The 18574-nt window shown below is 68.1% G+C and carries 20 protein-coding genes; 5 read left to right on the top strand and 15 right to left on the bottom strand.

Annotated features, from left to right (window positions below):
• Positions 1 to 511: 511 nt before the first annotated feature.
• The 5 genes from fxlM to EP757_RS09895 form a co-directional block, all read right to left on the bottom strand.
• Positions 512 to 1750 carry a methyltransferase, FxLD system gene (gene fxlM / locus EP757_RS09910; protein WP_127544114.1) on the bottom strand — a complete coding sequence of 413 codons (1239 nt, stop codon included), beginning with the start codon at positions 1748 to 1750 and terminating at the stop codon, positions 512 to 514.
• Between the two features lie 113 nt (positions 1751 to 1863).
• The gene (locus EP757_RS09905) at positions 1864 to 2517 is read right to left on the bottom strand and encodes a DUF402 domain-containing protein (protein ID WP_127544112.1); all 654 of its coding nucleotides are present in this window, start codon (positions 2515 to 2517) and stop codon (positions 1864 to 1866) included.
• A gap of 194 nt (positions 2518 to 2711) precedes the next feature.
• Positions 2712 to 3050 (bottom strand): hypothetical protein, encoded by a 339-nt coding sequence (locus EP757_RS09900; protein WP_127544111.1) that lies wholly within the window; start codon positions 3048 to 3050, stop codon positions 2712 to 2714.
• 86 nt (positions 3051 to 3136) lie between these two features.
• Entirely contained in the window at positions 3137 to 3307 is a 171-nt protein-coding gene (locus tag EP757_RS42750) for a hypothetical protein (RefSeq protein ID WP_160165779.1), read from the bottom strand.
• A 2-nt stretch (positions 3308 to 3309) separates the two neighbouring features.
• Positions 3310 to 4332, bottom strand: coding sequence for a radical SAM protein (locus EP757_RS09895; RefSeq protein WP_127544109.1), 1023 nt, complete (start codon positions 4330 to 4332; stop codon positions 3310 to 3312).
• 972 nt (positions 4333 to 5304) lie between these two features.
• On the opposite strand from EP757_RS09895, the gene EP757_RS09890 reads away from it, so the two are divergent.
• Together EP757_RS09890 and EP757_RS09885 are read left to right on the top strand one after the other, a co-directional pair.
• Positions 5305 to 5976, top strand: a complete 672-nt coding sequence (locus EP757_RS09890; protein WP_160165778.1) for a GAF and ANTAR domain-containing protein — start codon at positions 5305 to 5307, stop codon at positions 5974 to 5976.
• A gap of 43 nt (positions 5977 to 6019) precedes the next feature.
• Complete coding sequence (locus tag EP757_RS09885; protein ID WP_127544106.1) at positions 6020 to 6757, top strand: GAF and ANTAR domain-containing protein; 738 nt, start codon at positions 6020 to 6022, stop codon at positions 6755 to 6757.
• A gap of 352 nt (positions 6758 to 7109) precedes the next feature.
• Here the strand turns inward: EP757_RS09885 and EP757_RS09880 are convergent, their stop codons facing one another.
• From EP757_RS09880 to EP757_RS09845, 8 genes are all read right to left on the bottom strand, one after another.
• Complete coding sequence (locus EP757_RS09880) at positions 7110 to 7445, bottom strand: hypothetical protein (protein ID WP_127544104.1); 336 nt, start codon at positions 7443 to 7445, stop codon at positions 7110 to 7112.
• Positions 7446 to 7797: 352 nt separating this feature from the next.
• Positions 7798 to 8280, bottom strand: a complete 483-nt coding sequence (locus tag EP757_RS09875; protein ID WP_127544102.1) for a DUF5994 family protein — start codon at positions 8278 to 8280, stop codon at positions 7798 to 7800.
• Entirely contained in the window at positions 8277 to 9281 is a 1005-nt protein-coding gene (locus tag EP757_RS09870) for a diacylglycerol kinase family protein (RefSeq protein WP_127544100.1), read from the bottom strand. The genes EP757_RS09875 and EP757_RS09870 overlap by 4 nt, the downstream gene beginning before the upstream one ends.
• Complete coding sequence (locus EP757_RS09865) at positions 9278 to 10576, bottom strand: AI-2E family transporter (protein ID WP_127544098.1); 1299 nt, start codon at positions 10574 to 10576, stop codon at positions 9278 to 9280. The genes EP757_RS09870 and EP757_RS09865 overlap by 4 nt, the downstream gene beginning before the upstream one ends.
• Positions 10577 to 10802: 226 nt before the next feature.
• Positions 10803 to 11867, bottom strand: a complete 1065-nt coding sequence (locus EP757_RS09860) for a glycosyltransferase (protein WP_127544096.1) — start codon at positions 11865 to 11867, stop codon at positions 10803 to 10805.
• A complete protein-coding gene (locus EP757_RS09855) occupies positions 11864 to 13000 on the bottom strand; it encodes a glycosyltransferase (protein ID WP_127544094.1) in 1137 nt (378 codons plus the stop codon). Before EP757_RS09855 ends, EP757_RS09860 begins: the two co-directional genes overlap by 4 nt.
• 128 nt (positions 13001 to 13128) lie before the next feature.
• Positions 13129 to 13293 (bottom strand): hypothetical protein, encoded by a 165-nt coding sequence (locus EP757_RS09850; protein ID WP_162521010.1) that lies wholly within the window; start codon positions 13291 to 13293, stop codon positions 13129 to 13131.
• Positions 13294 to 13446: 153 nt separating this feature from the next.
• Complete coding sequence (locus EP757_RS09845) at positions 13447 to 14475, bottom strand: ATP-binding protein (RefSeq protein ID WP_160165777.1); 1029 nt, start codon at positions 14473 to 14475, stop codon at positions 13447 to 13449.
• A gap of 372 nt (positions 14476 to 14847) precedes the next feature.
• On the opposite strand from EP757_RS09845, the gene EP757_RS42745 reads away from it, so the two are divergent.
• From EP757_RS42745 to EP757_RS09830, 3 genes are all read left to right on the top strand, one after another.
• Entirely contained in the window at positions 14848 to 15150 is a 303-nt protein-coding gene (locus tag EP757_RS42745) for an STAS domain-containing protein (protein WP_160165776.1), read from the top strand.
• 243 nt (positions 15151 to 15393) lie between these two features.
• A complete protein-coding gene (locus tag EP757_RS09835) occupies positions 15394 to 16206 on the top strand; it encodes an ATP-binding protein (RefSeq protein ID WP_127544086.1) in 813 nt (270 codons plus the stop codon).
• A gap of 258 nt (positions 16207 to 16464) precedes the next feature.
• Positions 16465 to 16920, top strand: a complete 456-nt coding sequence (locus EP757_RS09830) for an RNA polymerase sigma factor (RefSeq protein WP_127544084.1) — start codon at positions 16465 to 16467, stop codon at positions 16918 to 16920.
• Here the strand turns inward: EP757_RS09830 and EP757_RS09825 are convergent.
• Together EP757_RS09825 and EP757_RS09820 are read right to left on the bottom strand one after the other, a co-directional pair.
• A complete protein-coding gene (locus tag EP757_RS09825) occupies positions 16880 to 17611 on the bottom strand; it encodes a GAF and ANTAR domain-containing protein (protein WP_127544082.1) in 732 nt (243 codons plus the stop codon). The genes EP757_RS09830 and EP757_RS09825 overlap by 41 nt on opposite strands.
• 54 nt (positions 17612 to 17665) lie before the next feature.
• Positions 17666 to 18376, bottom strand: a complete 711-nt coding sequence (locus EP757_RS09820) for a GAF and ANTAR domain-containing protein (RefSeq protein ID WP_127544080.1) — start codon at positions 18374 to 18376, stop codon at positions 17666 to 17668.
• Positions 18377 to 18574 lie beyond the last annotated feature (198 nt).

The raw sequence follows: 18574 nt of genomic DNA, 5'->3' as shown, positions 1-18574 counted from the left end.
ATCATGCACTCGGCCCGGACCTGCGGAAATGTAGAGTCGCTCTGAGCTGCTAATATGTCTTCGGATCGGCTTTGAGCCCGGAGGTTACGGAGTGTACCCACGACCACTAGTCATCTGACTACGGATCAGAAGGTTAGGGGTTCGAGTCCCTTCGGGCGCACTTCCTGAAAATGGCCGTGACCTGCGGAAGCGCAGCCCACGGTCATTTTTGTTTCCCAGTTTTGGGCCTAATTTTCCCGCGATGTGGGATGTGGGATGTGGGATGTGGTGATCCGGTGATGGTCTTTACCGGTGCTGACCAGTGCGTTTCCGTCCGCGGCGGTGTGATCGCTCGGCTCCGTCAGGGCCGGGCCATTCCCATCCGGCATCCGTGGTTTGCACCGCCGCCGAAATTCGGCCGCTACGCCGGTGAGGTGGCTGTGCCGGCTCGGGTGGCGAAGACGACGCGGTTGCCAGCGTTCGGGTCGACGAGCAGTGCAGGCCGAGGCCGGTGATTCGCGCTGTGCGGCGGTCATCGTGAGTTCTCCGATGTTGGCCAGGTGACGGCGATCGTGGTGTCACGCCGGGGCACGAGTAGCTGAAGTCGTTCGGTTGCGTCGGGGGATGTGCCGGCGGGGTAGACGGTGATGTCCGGGCCAGTCCTGTGCCGGTGATCGTGGTCCCAGACGGTGAGTAGCTCGATCAGGTCGCTGGTGAGGTCGGCGGCGTCTGGGCCGAATCCGTGGGCGCCGAACTGCCAGTTGTTGTCGTCGATTTTGCGCATGGCAAGGTAGGCGAAGCTGTCGGTGGTGAGCAGGGTGGGACAGGTGAACCGGTCCTGCGGGTCCACCAGCCCTCGGGTGGCGTCCCGGTCGACGGCGAGGGCGCCGAACGGCCTCGGTTGGCTGGACAGCCACAGATGCAGATTCTCGAACGCAGTCGGCTCGTGCATCGTGATGGTGACCGGCGACCACACGTCCACCCGTGGTGTGGCCAGCGCTGTGGCGAGGGCGCCGGTGTCCACACCGATCGGGTCGTCGTCGAGCAGCAGCACGATGTCGTTGCCGCGTAGCGGTACCCGGCGGGCGAGCTGGCTGCGGTCGCCCTGCATCGCGACGAAGCCGCATTGCAGCGCCCCAGTGGCGACCAGGTGATCGCCGGATCGTTGCAGGGTGAGGTAGCGGGTCACGGTGCGCATGCGCAGCGGGACGATGATCCTGCCGCCGGGCGCGAGTTGCTCGATCCAGGCGGGGGCGAGGTCGCCGGCTTCGACGGACACGATGATGGCGTCGAAGAGGGCTGCTGGCGGGTGGCCGATGTTGCCGTCGCCGTGCACGACCTGCACCTGCGGATACCCGGCCTGGTCGAGGCATGTACGGGCTCGGTCGGTGATGTCGGCGTCGATGTCGATGGTGACGACGTGCCCGCCGGGGCCGACGATCTCGGCGGTCAGCGCCGCTTGATACCCGTTGGAGCCGATCTCGAGGACCCGTGCGCCCGGCTGGAGGGCGGACTGTTCCACGGCATAGGCCTGAACCCAGGGTGCTGACACGGAACTCCTCGTCTTGCCGTCCGGGCCGCGTTTGGTGACCACGATCTCGTCGGCGTACGCGTCGGCGAGGGAAACCCCGTCCGGTACGAACAAATGCCGGGGCACCGTTCGGAAGGCGGCCTCGACCGCCGGCGTCCGGATCCAGCCCTTCTCCACCAGCTGCGCTGTCAGGCCCGTCCGCAACTGCTCCGGCGTAGTGCTGTCCACAGCAGAATCCACTGAAGTCTCCCTCGCCGCGCAGGGTCACGGCCCTGCCCCTAACGGGTATAACGAGTAGAGGGGTAGTCACGGCGGTTCATGAAAGTCGTGGCAGCGGTGGTGGTCTGAAACTGCTATCGACTGCCGGTTTCCAAGGCATCCGGCGGCAGCTGCGGAAGGGGCCAGTCGTCCGGGATCTGCCAGGCGGACCAGTCCTCGGCCAGTGGTCCCTGGCGCGCTTCGGCGAAGGCGACGGCCCGTTCGCGGGCCGCTTGGACCCGCCTGTTGTCGGTCTCCGAGATCACGCCGTGCCGCCGGAATTCGGCGTACTCGTCCTCGTCTTTCCACTGCCATGTCGCGCCGTTCGGGTCGATCATGAGGTCCAGCAGCAGGTCGCAGGTGTCGATGCCGTCCGGCGTGCGGGTCACCGGCCGCTCGAAATTGATCTTCCAGTGGGAGGGGCTGCCGTCGACCGGCTGGTAGCGCTGCAAGCTGAAGTCCGGGTCGAGGCCGACCCAGGTCACAACAGTGGTGTCCTGCCATGTCCAGCGGCCGAGCTCGCCTCCGCCGCCGATCAGGTCGGCGACGGCTTGCGCGCGGGCCGCTTCGTCGCCTTCGGTGAACCATTGGATCCACGTGGTTGGGGTGTAACCGACTGTGCCGGGCCAGGTGACGAGGATCAGCCGGGTGCCGTCGTCGGAGAGCACGCGGTGCGGGGCTGCGGTCCAGACTCTGCCGTCGAGCACGTCGCGGCGGGTGATGGTCGTGCCTTCAGCGAAGAGGGGCATCGGGGGTCTCCGTTCACGATCGGTCCCTGAAACAGATAGCCGAGGGTGGTCGGTGCCAGGTCAGCGAGTTGGTTGAGGTCTTCGCCGGTAGTGGCTCCAGGCCTCGGCCGCCGCCGTGATTTCGCGTGTCCAGGGGTCGGTGCTTCCGGCATTGATCTCTGCCCACATCCATGCGTTGGCTTCCGCGAAGGCCGTCAGGCCTTCCATAGTTGCCGCCTGCCATGCCGGGATTTGCGGGCTTCGAAGATGAGGACGTCCCAGCCGTCCTCAACGATCCGTGCGACCAGGCCGGCGCCGACAGCGCCGAGATGAGGTGCCAACTCCGCCTCGCGTTGTTGGGTCCAGGCCCAGCGGTGATCGACCGGTAGAGCCTTGAGGAAGTAGCGGCTCTCGGCTGTTCGCAGCCGCGCAGCAACGGAGCTGTTGAGCCCTTCGGTCGCGGCGTCTGCGGCGGTTACCAGGCCGATGATCTCCCGGATGTGGCGACGAACGGAGGCCGGGAGTTGCCCGTATGCGAGACGTGTTAGCAGCACGAGCTCAATCCTTGGTGGATGAGGCTCGGGACCGCTCCCGCCCATGGCGCGAGGAGCGGTCCGGAGCAATCGTTCAGTGTCTTACGTCAGTTGTACGGGTTGTCGTCGCCGCAGCCGCGCTGGTTGCCCGCGACGATCTGGTCGACCGTGGTGATGACGATGCCGGTCGGCTCCGGCCGGCGGGTCGGCGGCAGCGCCGCTGTCGGGGCGGCGATGGCTTCGGGATGACGTGTGATCTGAACCGGGGTCGGGCTCATGTCTACTCCTTGTTCCCGTGCTGGCAGTAGTGACTCAGTGGTGCCTTCGCCGCCTGGTAGACCTTGGCCATCGGTCGGCATACCCGGCAGGTGGACGACAGCGTGCAGCCGGAACATCCACCGGTGCGAAGCATTTGGGCGTCTGCGATCGCGGGCAGACGCAGTAGGCCTTGCGGCCCTTCGGTGATGATGTTGATCGGATTCTCGCGGCCGACCTTGCACATGGTCGCGTTGCCGTGCGGGTCGACGTGGAAGCTGGTGTGTCCGGCCGGGCAACCCCGGAAGATCGCGGATTTGTCCAGGTAACCGGGTGTCTGCGAGTCGAGTGTCGAGCCGTTGCCGGTGTAGGTCGGCGAGATCGACCCGAACTCCTTGAACGCCAGTCCGAGGTCGCGCACCAGGGCGCGCATCTCCTCCAGCGCGTCGATGTTGTGCTTGGTGATGATGATCGTGACTTCGACCGGCAGCTTGGCGTCGGCGGCGGCCACCAGGCCCGTATAGGTGCTCTTGAACGCGCTGTTGGCCCGGGTGAGGGCGTACGCGGTCTCCGGGCTCGCGCCGTACATCGAGACTGTGATCTTGTGCGGGCGGGAGGCCCGGAAGACATCGAGGATTTCCGGCCGAGCGAGGCGGGAGCCGTTCGTCAGGACTTCGAGCATCATTCCGGCGTCGTGGGCGGCGCGGTAGGCCGGTGCGAAGTGGGGGTTGATCAGGGGTTCGCCGCCGGTGATCTGGAACCAGAGCACGCCCATGTCTCGCAGGGTCTCGATCAGGTGCAGCTTCTCGGGCAGGTCGAGGCCGGCGAACGGGCGGGTCTCCATGTAGCAGTGCTCGCAGGCGAAGTTGCAGCCGAGGTTGATCTCCCATGAGGCGCGGCAGTACGTCACGGGCAGTGTCGAGGGAGGCCGGACCAGCAACGCGCCACGAACCGGCCGGTGCCGCAGATTCACGGTCCAGGCCTGTGCGGCGGCTTCCGCGAACCATTCGGGCACGACGCCGTTCTGGTCGGCCAGGTCGGCGAGCATGGCGTACAGCGCGGCAGGCTGACCGGGTCGGACGGCGAGACCTCCTGGATCTCTTTCATGTCGGCGCCGCCGTGGCGTAGGTAGGTGTGGCGGCGCAGCGCCGGAGATCGTGGAGCCGTACCGGTGGTAGGCCGCTCTTGGTGACGAGGTGGTCTAAGCGGTCGCTGATGGTTTGGGGATGCCAGGGTTGTCCGTCAGGGCGGACGAAGAACAGGCCCGTGTCCGGCCAGCTGTCGCCGCTGACCTGCTGCCAGCGGTTGCGGGCTTAAGGGAACGATCCGGTCGCCAGCGTCGCTCTGCACCTTGCGGATGACGGGTGTGTATCCGACGGTGGTGATCTGTTCGACGATGCTGAGGTAGGCCTCGTTGAGGTCGACGTCGTAGTCGCGTAGCCCGATGGCCTCACCGTGGCGGAGGCCGCGGTGCAGGATCAGCTCGAACAGCCGCTATCTGGGCTCCGAATCGAGATGGGGTCGTCCGGCTTGTCAGCGCCGTGTGGCTTTGGGCGCCCGCCAGTTTCGGGACCCGGTGCGAACTGTTTGACCTTGAGTGGCTCAATTTGACGCCGAGAGACAGCTGATCGGCCTGCTTCTCGATGAGGGCAGCACCAGCGATGCTCTCGGCATCCTCGGCCGCTATGCGGAGAGTCGTAGCCAGGTCCGCACATCGCGGTCGTCTTGATGGCGAGCGCCGGACACGGGTCTGACCGTCGTCATGCCCGGCCCCCGACCAGGCTAGCCGTTATGACCGCCGACAGCGCGTAGACTGGCGCCGACCCGCTCTACCAGTGGGAAAGCATGCCGACATCGACGGATGAGTTCGACGCGGTCACGGATTGATCGGGCTGAGGATCGGAGGCGCCATGCCAACGCAGTGCGACAGCGGACTGCCTCCGCGCTGCGGAGCCCTCCACGATCGGGCGTCGCGTTGATCAGTGGGCCGTCGGCTGGCGGACGACAACGGCCAGTGCGAGTGGCGGAACTGCTGGCCACCTATGGGCGCGACGTCGACGCCATGTGTGATGCTTGTGTGGCCCACCTGCCCGGGGTGTCCGGGGTGGGCGTCGCCGCGATGGCGAAAGCGGCGGCGACACGCATCAGATACGCCAGCAATACGGCGAGCGAACAGATCGAGCAGTTGCAGATCGTCTTAGGTGAGGGCCCCTGCGTGGATGCCTTCGCCGCTGGGCAGCCCGTCCTGGCGGCCGATCTCGGCCACAACAAATGGGCGCAGCGCTGGCCGGTGTTCCTCCCGGAAGTGCTCGCGACGGGCGCGCGGGCGCTATTCGCGATCCCCCTCCAGGTCGGCGGGGCGCGGGTGGGTGTGATGGATCTGCACCGCAGTGACCCGGGCATCCTCGCGGGCGAGGAGCTGGCGGATGTGCTTACCTTCGCCAGCGCAACGACCCAGGCGATGCTCATCGAGGCGCACGACCGCGACACGCCGGGCACACCGAGTCTGGATGAAAGCGATCCGCCCGTGGTGCATCAGGCCACCGGCGTCGTGAAGGTCCAACTCGGCGTCAACATCGCCGAAGCACTGGTCCAGCTACGCGCCTATGCCTCTGCGACAGGCCGGCCTGTCGAGGACGTCGCGCGTGAGGTGGTGCAGCGCCGCCTCCGCTTCGACGAGCTGGACGCCTGACATGACAGCACCTCGGAGCCCCGTCGGCGGAGGAGCGGTGAACATGTCCCGGGAACAGGCTGTGAGCGCCGCATTCGTCGAGCTCGCCGACACGCTCACCACAGACTTCGACATGGTCGACTATCTACACACGCTCACCGTCCGGTGTGTGGACCTGCTGAGCGTAGACGCGGCCGGGATCATGGTCACCGACCATCGTGGAAACCTCCGCGTGATGGCCTCCTCAGCGGAGCGGATACACCTGATCGAGTTGCTGGAGATCGAGTCAGCCGCCGGGCCCTGCGTCGAGTGCTTCGCTACCGGACAGTCGGTGTCCGACAACGATCTCCACCACGTCGATCCTCGCTGGGCGAACTTCAGCAGGCACGCCAGCGACGCCGGCTTCCGCGCAGCGCACGCCCTTCCCATGCGACTTCGCGAAGAGCCCGTCGGCGTGCTCAACCTGTTCACGGCCCATCCGGGCCCGATGGCCGCCGACGACGTATCTCTCGGGCAAGCGCTCGCCGACGTGACCACCATCGGGCTGCTACAACAGCGAGCCCTTCATCAACGAGATGAGATGGTCGGACAGCTGCAGCACGCCCTCAACAGCCGGATCGTCATTGAGCAGGCCAAGGGGATGCTGTTCGAGAGCCTCAAGATCGACATGCATGATGCCTTCAGCTTGCTCCGCGCCTACGCACGGCGCACGAATCGCCGACTCAGCGACGTGGCTGGCGACATCGTTGAGGACCGCCTCGACCCGCGCGCTGTGCAGACTCCGTCGCGGCAGCGGAGATAGCCGTACGCCGCCACCACCTCGGCAGCGAATACGACTGATTGGACCGGGGGTTTCGCCTAAGCTGCCGCCCTCTTCGCGGTACATCGCGCGGTTTTGAGGCCGACCTCGGATGAGGTTTGCGCCGAACCACGAGGGCTGCCGCATCCGACCGGCAACGAGGATTTTCCGCGCCAACGGATGCTCACTTCGCACGACGTGATCAGGGTCCGGGCGCGCTGCATGCGGATATCGGTGTCCCCTATGAGGAGACCCAGCCTGATCGAGCCGTACCGCCAGGCGCTGCGGCACCTGGACACCGCCGGCGCGATGAGTAGCTGATTCGAGCCTTAGCCGATTGGTGGGCCCCTGTGGCTCAGGCGGCGTCCATGACCTGGACGTCGTGCAGCTCACCGGCCATCATGTGCAATCGCTGGATCGGCACATGGACGCGCAGGATCGGGAACTCGTCCAGTTCCTCGCGGGTGGCGTGTTCCAGAATCGCCCGGTATAGGGCTGCGAATCCGCTGTCGAAACCCGGGTGGCGGGTGCCGAGGTCGTGCAGCGCCGTGAGGGATCGCTCGATGGCGGCGCCCTCCAGCAGGCGAGCCGCGCCGACCATGTCTCCGACGGCGGTGAGGTTACGGGTGGCCGGATGCACGACCTTTCGTGCGCTGCGCTCGTGCAAGTGGACCAGGTGAGTCAGCTCCATGAACCGCCGCTCTCGTTCTGGACCCCGTGAGCGCTCGACGCCTGCACACAGCCGTCGGATCTCGTCATGCTGCTCCAGCATGAGATCGATGACGTCGGAGTAGCTCATCAGGACCGCCGAGCCGCGTCGCGCGGATGGACGGTGGTGGGAGAAGTGATGCGGATCGACGCAGTCATGACCGGGCTCCGGATCTTGAATCAGCACGATGAACGCCGGGGTCCGGAGCGTTATGGATCGACTTCTCCACGGTACTCCCTCCCGGCCGAGTGTCGACCCAGTCGAATGACCTGGTGAAGGACGCCGATCTCGGGCATCACGCGGTGCACGAGCTGCCGGGCGCCGGCGTGCGACATCAGACTGCTCGCAAGCGCGGCAGGCCGAGACCGCCGCCCTCGGTCTCCCAGGCATCCGTCTCCAGCCTTGCTTCCGTGCCGTCCGGAGCCGCACGACTCGGGCCGTCCGGAGCCGCACGACTCGGGCCGTCCGGAGCCGCACGACTCGGGCCGTCCGGAGCCGCACGACTCGGGCCAGGCGGAACCACACGCATCGTGAAGGTGCCCCCGTCGACGCAGACGACGGTCATCGTCCACGGTCCCCGGTCGGCCGGATAGTCGACGTCGACCGTACCGCCGTCCACGACCACCCGGTCCGGACCGTTGGCCCAGCCCTCGGCACTCAGCACCAGCCGTCGCACCGGTCCACGGACGTGATCGAGCATCGGCAGCAGAGCTCGCAGCTCCACATCGAGGTCGAGCGACTGGGGCCACCAGGTGCCGTCGAACGAAGCGCGTTCGGGCCGCTCGGCAGGTGACAGGAACGCCGGGCGCAGGGTCATGGCGTCACCGTCGTTCTCGACGATCGGGAGACAGCCGCGCCCGCACGGTCGGCGGCTGCGGCGGCGTCGACGCTGAGGTCGGGGTGGTCGGCCGGTTCGGGCACGCACAACCAGAGCGCCTGCGGCATGACCTCGACAGTCAGCCGGTCGGCACTCTCGATGAGATCGCCGTCGAGTTGGCGGGGCTGTGGCCGGTTGCTGAGCACCTCGATGCGGCTGCCGCGGAAGACCTCCAGTGCGGGAACCCGGTCGGTGCGCCGGAGGAGCCCCCACCCCAGCGCCATCCAGGTACGCAGCGTGTCAGGGGTCAGGACGGCGACGTCCAGGACCCCGTCGTCCGGTTGAGCCTCGCTCAGCAGCCTCAGCCCGCCCTGCAGCCGGCCCACGTTGGCGACGAGGACCGACCGGGCGCGCCGGCGCATCGGCGTGCCGCCGTCGATGCGGATGGTGACCCGCATCGGCCGGTCCTTGAGATGCTTCATGGCGCCGAGGACGTACGCGGGCCATCCGATGTGTTTCTTCGCGGTGTCCGAGGTGGCGTCGAGCATGTGCGCGTCGAAGCCCATGCCCGCCATCACCGCGAAGTGCCGGCCGTCCAGCGTGCCGACGTCCAGGCGCCGCAGCCCGCCCTCCAGCGCGACCGCGAGACCGGTGGCCAGATCAGTGGACAGCCCGAGGTTGGCCGCGAGCAGGTTGCCCGTGCCGGCGGGCAGGACGGCCATCGACACCTCGGTACCGGCCAGCGCCGACACTGCGGACATCACGGTCCCGTCTCCGCCGCAGACGAACACCACCTCGGCGCCCGACTCGACAGCCGCCCGGGTCTGGCCGAGCCCGGGGTCGTCCTCGGTCGTCTCGAACCATCGCGGCGCGGGCCAGCCGGCCCCGACCAGCGTGCCGTCGACGGTGCTGCGCAGTCCGTCCCAGTCGTCGATCTTGGAAGGGTTGACGACGACCGCCGATCGGGGCGCCCGGTTGGTGCGGCTGGTGATTACGGTCATCGTGACGGCCCGCTTTCGATGGGTGTTTCGGTCGGTGCGGGGTCCCCGCTGGGAACGGCGGGCTCGGTCGGCTCGGTCCCCGGCGGTTCGCGGTCCGGGGTGGGCTCGCCGCCCGGATGGCTGAACAGATATCGGATGGCGGTGTTGAGGACTGCGAGCAGCGGTACGGCGACCAGCCCGCCGACGATGCCGGCGACGACCACGCCGATGGCGATCGCCAGGATCACGGCGAGCGGGTGCAGTGCGACGGCACGCCCCATGATCAGTGGTTGCAGAACATGGCCTTCGATCTGCTGGACGGCGAGGACCACACCCAGCACGATCAGCGCCTTGATCGGACCGACGGTGACGAGCGCGACCAGGACGGCGACCGTGCCGGACAGGGTGGCGCCGATGACCGGGACGAACGAGCTGAGGAAGACCAGTGCGGCCAGCGGCAGAGCGAGCGGGACGCGCAGGATGGCGAGACCGATCCCGATACCGGCGGCGTCCACGAAGGCGACCAGCACGGTAGCCCGTACGTAGGAGACCAGGGTGTGCCAGGAGTAGTGCCCGGCCCGGGCGGCGGGGAGCCGGGCCGCGCGCGGCAGCATGCGGCACACGAACGTCCAGATCTGTCCACCGTCACGCAGGTAGAAGAAGAGGGTGAACAGCACGAGGAGGAAACCGGCCACGACTTCACCGAGCGTGGTGGCGGTGTTCCAGGCCCCGGAGGTCAGCGTGCCCTGGTTGTCGGTGATCGCCGTCCGCAACCGGTCGAGCCCGGCGCTGAGCTGACTCTGGGACAGGTGAAGGGGGCCCTGGGACAGCCAGCCCTGCACCTCGGCGATGCCGTCACCGACCTGAGCGCTCAGGTCGTCCAGCTGCGAGATGACCGTCTGCACGATCAGGGTGAGACCACCGAAGACCACGAGCAGACCTGTGACGAGTACGAGTCCGGCCGCGAATGAGCGGTTGACGCCCCGTCGGCGCAGGGCGGCCGACACCGGTTCGAGGAGTGCGGCCAGCAGCAGGGCTATCGCGATCGGGACGACCACGATCTGCAGCAGGCTGACGACCCGGATCAGCAGGTAGGCGCACGTGATGAAGAGAATGACGCGCCACGCCCAGGCGCCGGCGATCCGTACGCCGTCCGGTAGTCGGTCGTCCACCGGCGGGGCCTGTTCGACCAGCATGACCGGGGACCCACCGAGCGCGGGATCCGCCGTGAACGGCGGTGGTGTCCAACCTCGCCGGGTGACGGCGAGCCGGCCCAGCGTCTGCTTACGGGCGATGTCGGCCCACACCAGGGCCATTTTCAGGCCGCCTTGAGCGGAGACACGATGACGACGTCGTTGCTCATGGGGTGACTCCTTGGATCCTGTCGGCCGTGAATGGTGAGTCGAGATCACACTGGGTCGAGATCACACTGGGCAGACGATCGGATGCGGCGAAGAAGGGCCGCGGGAGTCTGGACGGCCGCCGTGATCACGTAGGCGACGTGGCCACGACACGAGGTTCGATCACATCCGTCATACCCCGTCACCCGGCCGACGAAACGGCGGGGAGAGAGGTGCGGCGCTGGAAGGTGGCGATCAGGGCGAGAGTGGATTCGGCGCCTTGATTGAGGTTGGGCCCGGTCGGGGTGAGCCCGTCGTATCCGCCGCCGGTCGCCGCGTCCCACATGGGCCGGCCGATGTCGTTGTCACCGAGGAACCACGCGATGCATCGGTGTACACCCGCATGCCAGGCCGGAGCGCCGGTGACGGCGGCGGCGGTGGCACAGGCGTCGGCCAGCGCCGCGACCTCGATCGGTTGCTGGTCGTACCGCAGCCGCGGGGTTCCGCGTCGCCAGCCTGTCGCCGGCAGTACCGACAGGTGGCCGTCGCTGGTCTGCACGTCCAGCAGCCAGGTGAGCATGCGCAGGCCGTCGGCCAGGACCGGGGGATCGTCCAGGAGATCGCCGGCGGCGATGAGCGCCTCGGCGAGCGCGGCGTTGGCGTAGGTGAGCCGTTCCTCGGGCCATGGCCAGTGCTGATCGGACCCGGGCCGCCCGATCACCGTCGCGGCAGCGGACAGGAGCGAGGCGGCCGGTTCGTCGCCGGGGTCGGCGCGGAGCACTTCGGCGGCACCGAGCGCGGCGAAGGCCATGGCCCGTCGGCTGCCGGACCGGCGGGAGGCGCCCTGGATGAAAGCGTGGTCGGCTTCCCGGCGGATCCACGGGGCCGGGCACCGTGCCGCGGCGGTCCCGAGACCCCACAGGGCACGACCCCACCAGTCCCCGAGACCGGGTTCATCCGACCAGACCCGGTCGAATCCGAGCCGGTTGCGGAAGGCGCCGGTGGCGTCCTGCGCGTGCGTGAGGAACGTCAGATAGCGCTCCGCGAGACGCAGCGCCTCGGCGGACGGGTCGACCTCGCGGCCGATGACGACCAGCCCTCGGGCGGCATCGTCGGTGCAGTAGCCGTGCTCGCGGCGGGCGACGGCGTGCCGGGCATGCTCGAAGAGGCCGGTGTCGTCGGTCAGCCGGGCCAGGTGGGTGAAGGCGACGGAGGAGAACCGGGCCGAGTCGGGTTCCCGCGTCGTGCTGACGGTCCTCGTGGTCACTTGCCGGCCACGGTGGTCAGGTGGCGGTCGGCAACGAGGGTCGCGGCCAGTTCGTGGTAACGCTGGGCGACAGCGGGCCAGCGCAGTGCCGGTTCGGCGTGCCCGCTGCGGTCGCGCAACGTGGTGGCGAGGGCGGGTTCGGTGAGGATGCGCCGGACGGCGGTGGCGAGCGCCGCCGGGTTCTTGTGCGGGACGAGCAGGCCGGGGCCGTCGGTGAGCAGTTCCACCGCGTGCGGGAAGGTGGTGGCGACGACCGGGATCCGTGCCGCCACCGCCTCGACCAGGACGCCCGAGGTGACCTGCTCGGTGGAGTCGTACGGCAGCACGACGACATCGGCGGAGCGGATCAGACTGCCGAGCTCCCCGTCGTCGAGGTAGGCGGACGCATAGCGCACCTGGTGCGCGATGCCGAGAATCGCGCCGAGTTTGTGCAGTTCGGCGCGATACTCCTCGCCGTGGAGTTCGGCGACCTTGGGATGGGTTCGACCGGCCACCGTGTAGACGGGCGCGGGACGGAGGTCGCGTAGCCGGGCCAGGCCGCGCAGGGCCCATTCGATTCCCTTGCCCGGCCCGAGCAGGCCCCAGGTCAGCAGGTGTGCCTGCGGGTGCCGGAGGTTCGACGGGCCGGCGTAGTCGGAGGCGCCGTGCGGGATCACCGAGATCTTCGCGGCGTCGACGGTGTAGCCGTCGAGTAACCGGTCGTGTGCGGTCCGGGTGATGGTCACGACCGCGCCGGCGGCCGCCACGATCTGTTCGAGCAGCGACTTCTGGTTCGGGGTGGGATGGCTGAGCACGGTGTGCAGGACGACGAGGCTCGGCACGGTGAGCCGGCGCAGCACGGACAGGACCTCGCCGCCGTCGTGGCCGGGGTAGATGCCGTACTCGTGCTGGACGACGGCGATGTCGAAACCGTTCAGCGCTTCCGCGCTGTCGCGCCAGCCGGCTGGTGCTCCGGCGATCCACGTGTGCACCACCTCGGCCCCGGGCGTGAGGTCGTCGCCATGCGCCGCCACCCGCACGATGCCGACCGCGGCGTCGGACCGGCCGAGGTGGGCTGCGAGCGCGGAGTTGAACGTCGCCAGGCCACAGCGGGTGGGCGGATGGGTACTGAGGAATCCGTACTTGATCGTCATGAGCTGTGCCCTCTGTTGGTCGGCCCGCCGCGGATCCCGTGACGGGGCCTCACACGGTGCCGGCCCACCAACACCGGAAGCGCCGTTCGTCCTGTTGGATCCCACGACCGAGGAGCGGGTGCCGCGCCTCACTCCTGGCCGGACTCGACCAGTGTGGAGGGGTCGAGACGAAGCATGGCCAGCAGTCCGCCATGACGTGACGTATCGATGTGGTCCGGCAACTCGCGTTCGACGAAATCGGCTCGTATCCGCTGGCCGCGTTCGCGGAGCGCAGCGACGACCGTCGCCTTCATGATGACCATCGTCTCCACTCCGAACGTTGCCCGCCGATAGGGGTTCCACGTCGCCGGAGTCTGGAGCGACACTCGTCAGACTACGCCTGAATGACCCGATGGGCAGAACAGCGCTTCCGGCGGTGACGCGGCGCGGCCGTAACCATGGCCTTCTCAGCGGTGTCCGGAGCCGCCGGCGTCGTTGTGATAGCTCAGCCTCACCCGGGTGCCGGTGGCGTCGGTGGTGAGATCCATGCTGGTGCAAGCGCGCTCGATGAGCTGGAATCCGGTGACCTGCCGCTGCCTGGCGCCGGTTCGAGAACGGTGTGCGTGAGCGGATCGCAGGGCCGTACCGATGCCGGCGCCGTGGTCGCTGATCTCGCACCAGAGGCGACCGTTGCGGCCCCACAGCAGCAATTGGCCGAGGCCCCCGCCGTGCTGCACGGAATTGGCCATGGTCTCGTGTACGGCCAGCGCGAATCGGTCCGCGTCCGCACGGGCCAGGCCGTGACGGGTGCTGACGGTGTGGACCCGGATGCGCACCCGTGCCATCGAGGCCTGGTCGAACCAGTGGACCAGAGGCGGCACGGCGGCAGTGGCGTCGTACCGCTGCGAGGTCCGGACGCTCGGCGTGCCCGCCCCGGAGGCATCCAGCCGGGCATCAGCGAAGGCGCCGGTCCAGTCCAAGCCGAGACGTTCCAGGGTGAGCAACTCGGTGGCTGCGGCCGCGAGTTCCGCCGCGCCGGCCTGGTCGGCGCGGGAGAGATCACCAGGTGTACGCCGGTACAGGTCGACGGCTCCCGCATACCGGACCCCGCCGGCGTGTAGGGGCAGAGCGAACACCGCCCGTGCGCCGGAGCGCAGCGCTGCCGGGGTGAACCGCGGCCAGTGCTCACGCCACCACGGGTCGCTCAGATCGGCGGCACGCACCGGCCGGCGGGTGGTGGTGGCGTCACGGCACGGGCCGTCGTCCAATGTCTCCTGGGCGTCCTCGATACTGGCGCTGCCCTGGTCGCTGCTGAATCGGACCCGCGGCAACGGGTCGTCGACCGGTCCGGCCGAGAGGCCGATTCCCGTGACATCCGGTACGAGTGCCGAGCCCGCGCGGCACAACCCGGTCAGATCCGGGCCGTACGTGCGGATCAGGTCCCAGACATGGCCCGAACGTGCACTGCCGATACCGTCGGCGCTGTGCTGGTGCATCGCTGCTCCTCGAATGGCTGGCAGCGCCACCAGGGTCCGGGGCAGCGGTTTCGACACGGATGAACGGAGTCCGTGGATCTGTGCGCATGGTGCGGTCATGGCGATGCCCACACGATGCAGGTCACAGTAGCGCGACGTGGTGAGGGTCGCCGGACATCTTGTACGCCCGTTGTGTTGTGGCTTGCGTCCCGAGCCGGACTACGATTCGGAGTGCCGTCGGGGTGTCGAGGTCTCGCAGGCGTCCCGAAGGTCACAGCGGTGGACGGCCGTCACCGGCGTCCCGCTGTCGGTGGTGGCGAGGCGGTGCTCACGATGACAGTGTCGGACCACGGTCCGGAGTCGTGGGTGACAGTGCATCCGCCGGTCGACGGAGTGATCCTGGTCGTCGTGTCGGGTGAACTGGCGCGGCCCGTGGACGCCACGGTGACCGAGCAGTTGATGGGCTCACTCGACCAACCAGGGCATCTGTTGTGGCTGGATCTCTCCCAGTTGAGTTTCTGCGATCTGGCCGGGCTGCGAACACTGATCGGCTTTCAGGATCGGGCCGCCGCTCGCGGGTTGCGGGTGCGGGTGGTGGCGATATCCGACGCGGTGTGGATGCTGGCCGACCTGACCGGCATGCGGCCTTTCGGTCAGGTGGGCGGCGCCGATGACGAGCCCGGCCCGGCGGAATGACCTCGGCCGTCGTGGTATGGGCATCGCGGAGGTGCCGAATCGCAGCTGCGATCATCAAACTCCCGGTATATCGTGGGGTAACGGCGGTGTCCCATCGTCGTTCGCTGCTCCAGACCCAGGCGGCGCACCACTTCTGAGTAGGTGCACTGGAGCAGCCGTGGATTCTGTAACCCGTCCCGCGCACGTCATTCCGGGTGTGCGGCGCCTCCTCCCGTCCGGCCTAGGTGCGGGCGACATCGGCCGATGACCGCCGCGGAACGGCACGAGGGAGCTCCATATCTGGTGGCCGCGGTCACCGACCGTCACGGGGTGTCGGTGGGTGTCGTCGCCGACGCGAGCAGCACCGTGGTCGAGATCAAGGTGCACGGCCATTGGTCACAGCAGCTCGGCGAGAAGATCACCGCTGGACTGGGACACTGCCTCGCCGGCCCGTCCGAGGCCATCATCATCGATCTACGTGACTTCAGTGATCTGCATGGTCTGAGCTTGCGGTACTGGCTGGGGGTGCAGCGGATGGCACGGGGCGGCGCGCTGCCGGTCATTCTGGCGCTGTGCATCCCACCGGCGACGATGCTCGGCTACCGGTTGCGGCATCACGACGGGAACCCGTTGCCGCTGTTCGCCACGATGGGTGAGGCGCGGGCCGCGGTCGTCGGCAGACTGAGACGAAGTCATCGGTGGCAGACTCGCCTGGCGCCGGCGCCGGTCTCCGTGCGGGCGGCCCGTGACCTGGTGGAGCTGGCTTGTCAAAGCTGGCAGTTGCTCGATCTGCGACAGGACGCCGCATTGGTCATGTCGGAGTTGGCCGCCAACGCCGTCGAGCACGCCGGCACGGACTTCGTGCTCACCGTGCTCCGGCGCGGCCAGGATCTGCATCTCGCTGTCCGGGACGGTGACACCCGTTATCCGCGTCTGGTCGCCTCCACCCACGAGGGATCACGACTTCCGATCGCTGAGGGCGGGAGAGGGCTGATGCTGGTCAATGCGGTCGCCGCGAGGTGGGGCGCCATACCGGCCCACGGTGGCAAAGTCGTCTGGGCGACGGTCTCCCCGTGACGTCGCCGGCCGGCGGAGTGCGACTCCGCCCGCCGAACTGCGACAACGCCTGTCGATCAGCCGACGCGCTCGACCATGGCGAGGAGCTCCGGGGTATGGCGTTTCGCGCGTGGCTCCGCCGCAAGGAAACCCGGCACTCTCCTGGGGGACGACCGGATTACCGGAGCACACTGAAGCCATAGCATCATCGGGTGCAGGACCTACGCATGTCGCTCCAGACCTTGGCGGCACTCCCACTCGCCGTTGAAATGGAGCGCCATGGCGGACGTCGGCGATGGCTCGGCCGAAGGAACACCTTCCACCGAAAGAGACGGCGACCCGAGCGACGCCGTGCTGCTCGAAGCGGTCTCGCAGGGCAGTGTGCCTGCGTTCCGTGCCCTGGTCGAGCGGACTTCGGTGGCCGTTGGCGCCGTGCTGGCAGAACTCCTGTCCGACAGTGAATGGCGGGACGAGATACTCGCGGCCACCTATCTGGAGGTGTGGTGGCTGGCGGGCTGTCACGTTCAGCCGGACATCGACGCTATGAGCTGGATCGTCGGGATCGCCCGGCGGCGGGCGGCGGTGAACCACTCCGATCCCGTGCCGGACGGCGAAGGGCCGCAAACGGGGTACGCACAACGCGAGTTCGCCGCGTTGCTTCACCCGCCGACCGGGGTGCCCCGGCCGGTGACGGTCAGGGCCGTCTCAGACCAGGCAGTGACGCCAGATCGGTGACGACCAGTGCGGCGACCTCGGTGAGCCGCCGGTTGTGGTTGCGGGCGTAGGCGCGGATCCGGCGGAACGCCTCGTCGACGCTGACCTCGTGGACCTGCGCAAGAGCCCCCTTGGCCTGCTCGATGATGATCCGGCTGTTCAGTGCCCCCTGCAGTTGTTCGGTCAGCGCCTCACTACGGCGGATCGCACGTTCCTGCATCAGGCCGATGGTCGCCACGTCAGCGAGAGCCTGCATGATCGGCACATCGGCGTCACCGAAATCACCGCCGGCGGTGCTGCCGAATATGTTGAGGGCACCGATCACCTCGGAACGCAGACGCAACGGGAACGCGTGCACGGACCGGAAGCCCGCCTCCGACGCGCGGGGCGCGAAGTGGGGCCAGCGACCCGCCGCCGACGCCAAGTCGACGTTGATGACCGGCAGTCCGGTTCGGTACGCCTCCAGACACGGACCCTGGTCAGTCTGCAACTGGAACAGTTCGATCAGGCGTACGTTCTCGTCCGAACCGGCCATGAACTCCAGCCGTCCTCGTTCGTCGGCCAGCATCAGTCCGGCGGCTGCCGCGTCCACCAGGCTGCGGGCCCGGTCGGTGAGCATGTGCAGGAACTCGAGGAGGTCGAACTCGTCGACCAGCGTGTCGGCGACCTCCACGAAGATGCTCGCCAGTCGCTCAGCCGAAACGCCGCTCATGCCCTGCCTCCCGGTAGTTCGGAACCGAACAGCCACTCATCCGTCTCATCCGTCTCAACCGTCCAATCGCAGCCGCCGCTGCACGATGTCGTGGGCGACATCCTCCAGGCGACGGTTCTCGGCGAAGGCGTAAGCCCGGATCCGCACCAGGGCCTCACCGATGGATACCCCCAACTGCATCATGACCATCCCCTGTGCCTGGAACAGTTCAGCCCGGCGCCCGACATCCAGAACCGTGGCACCGTCGTCAGCGGCGACCTCACCCTGCTGCAGGTCCAGCAGGACCTTCACGGTGAGCTCAGCGAACGCGAACGCCAACTGCAATTCCGGGCCGCTCATCGGTCCAGTTCGATCCCGGAAGACGTCCATGACGCCGAGCCGGGCGGCACCGACCTGCAACGGGAACGCGAAGACGGCTCGGACGCCGGCGTCCTGGGCGGCCGGAGTGTAGACCGGCCAACGGTGGTCACCAGCATCGGACAGATCCGCCGCGAGAACCGGACGGCGAGCGGCGAAGGCATCGATGCAGGGCCCCTCGCCGAGGATGAACTGCAGCTCCTCGACATGTTCGCTGACCGGATCCGATGTCGCAGAAACCCCGCGTGTCCCGTCAGCGGTCATCACGCTGATCCCGGACCCACTCGCCGATAACGCCTCGACGGCGGCGAAGCAGATCCGCCGCAGCAGACCCATATCCGCCGGCTGGGCATCGACGAGACGCCGGGCGAGTGCACCACGCCCATCGCCGTCAGAAGTCGAGGTCATGATGCCGGGCCATCTGCGCGGAGCCGGAACGATCCGCACGTCAATGCCGACACGGCCGCCCCCCTCCCAGCGTAGACGCCGAGGACTAGGGCGGCTTGAGTCAATGGACACTCACACCCTACCCCCACCACCGGCCCGAACTGCGGCGCAGGGACTCGCCGATCACGACGAGTAGCCGAGCTGTTGAAGCCGGGCGGT

It is taken from the genome of Actinoplanes sp. OR16, from assembly GCF_004001265.1.
Taxonomy (GTDB): Bacteria; Actinomycetota; Actinomycetes; order Mycobacteriales; family Micromonosporaceae; genus Actinoplanes.
Note: the sequence above shows the minus strand (reverse complement) of the source record. Positions and strands in the feature narration are given on the sequence as shown.

Bases quoted from the DNA above. Each gene is read 5' to 3' on its own strand.
- EP757_RS09905 (WP_127544112.1), bottom strand. From the start codon at position 2,517: ATGCCCCTCTTCGCTGAAGGCACGACCATCACCCGCCGCGACGTGCTC.
- EP757_RS42750 (WP_160165779.1), bottom strand. From the start codon at position 3,307: ATGAGCCCGACCCCGGTTCAGATCACACGTCATCCCGAAGCCATCGCC.
- EP757_RS09895 (WP_127544109.1), bottom strand. From the start codon at position 4,332: ATGCTCGCCGACCTGGCCGACCAGAACGGCGTCGTGCCCGAATGGTTC.
- EP757_RS09885 (WP_127544106.1), top strand. From the start codon at position 6,020: ATGTCCCGGGAACAGGCTGTGAGCGCCGCATTCGTCGAGCTCGCCGAC.
- EP757_RS09880 (WP_127544104.1), bottom strand. From the start codon at position 7,445: ATGGAGCTGACTCACCTGGTCCACTTGCACGAGCGCAGCGCACGAAAG.
- EP757_RS09875 (WP_127544102.1), bottom strand. From the start codon at position 8,280: ATGACCCTGCGCCCGGCGTTCCTGTCACCTGCCGAGCGGCCCGAACGC.
- EP757_RS09870 (WP_127544100.1), bottom strand. From the start codon at position 9,281: ATGACCGTAATCACCAGCCGCACCAACCGGGCGCCCCGATCGGCGGTC.
- EP757_RS09865 (WP_127544098.1), bottom strand. From the start codon at position 10,576: ATGGCCCTGGTGTGGGCCGACATCGCCCGTAAGCAGACGCTGGGCCGG.
- EP757_RS09855 (WP_127544094.1), bottom strand. From the start codon at position 13,000: ATGACGATCAAGTACGGATTCCTCAGTACCCATCCGCCCACCCGCTGT.
- EP757_RS09850 (WP_162521010.1), bottom strand. From the start codon at position 13,293: ATGAAGGCGACGGTCGTCGCTGCGCTCCGCGAACGCGGCCAGCGGATA.
- EP757_RS09845 (WP_160165777.1), bottom strand. From the start codon at position 14,475: ATGCACCAGCACAGCGCCGACGGTATCGGCAGTGCACGTTCGGGCCAT.
- EP757_RS09835 (WP_127544086.1), top strand. From the start codon at position 15,394: ATGACCGCCGCGGAACGGCACGAGGGAGCTCCATATCTGGTGGCCGCG.
- EP757_RS09830 (WP_127544084.1), top strand. From the start codon at position 16,465: ATGGCGGACGTCGGCGATGGCTCGGCCGAAGGAACACCTTCCACCGAA.
- EP757_RS09825 (WP_127544082.1), bottom strand. From the start codon at position 17,611: ATGAGCGGCGTTTCGGCTGAGCGACTGGCGAGCATCTTCGTGGAGGTC.
- EP757_RS09820 (WP_127544080.1), bottom strand. From the start codon at position 18,376: ATGACCTCGACTTCTGACGGCGATGGGCGTGGTGCACTCGCCCGGCGT.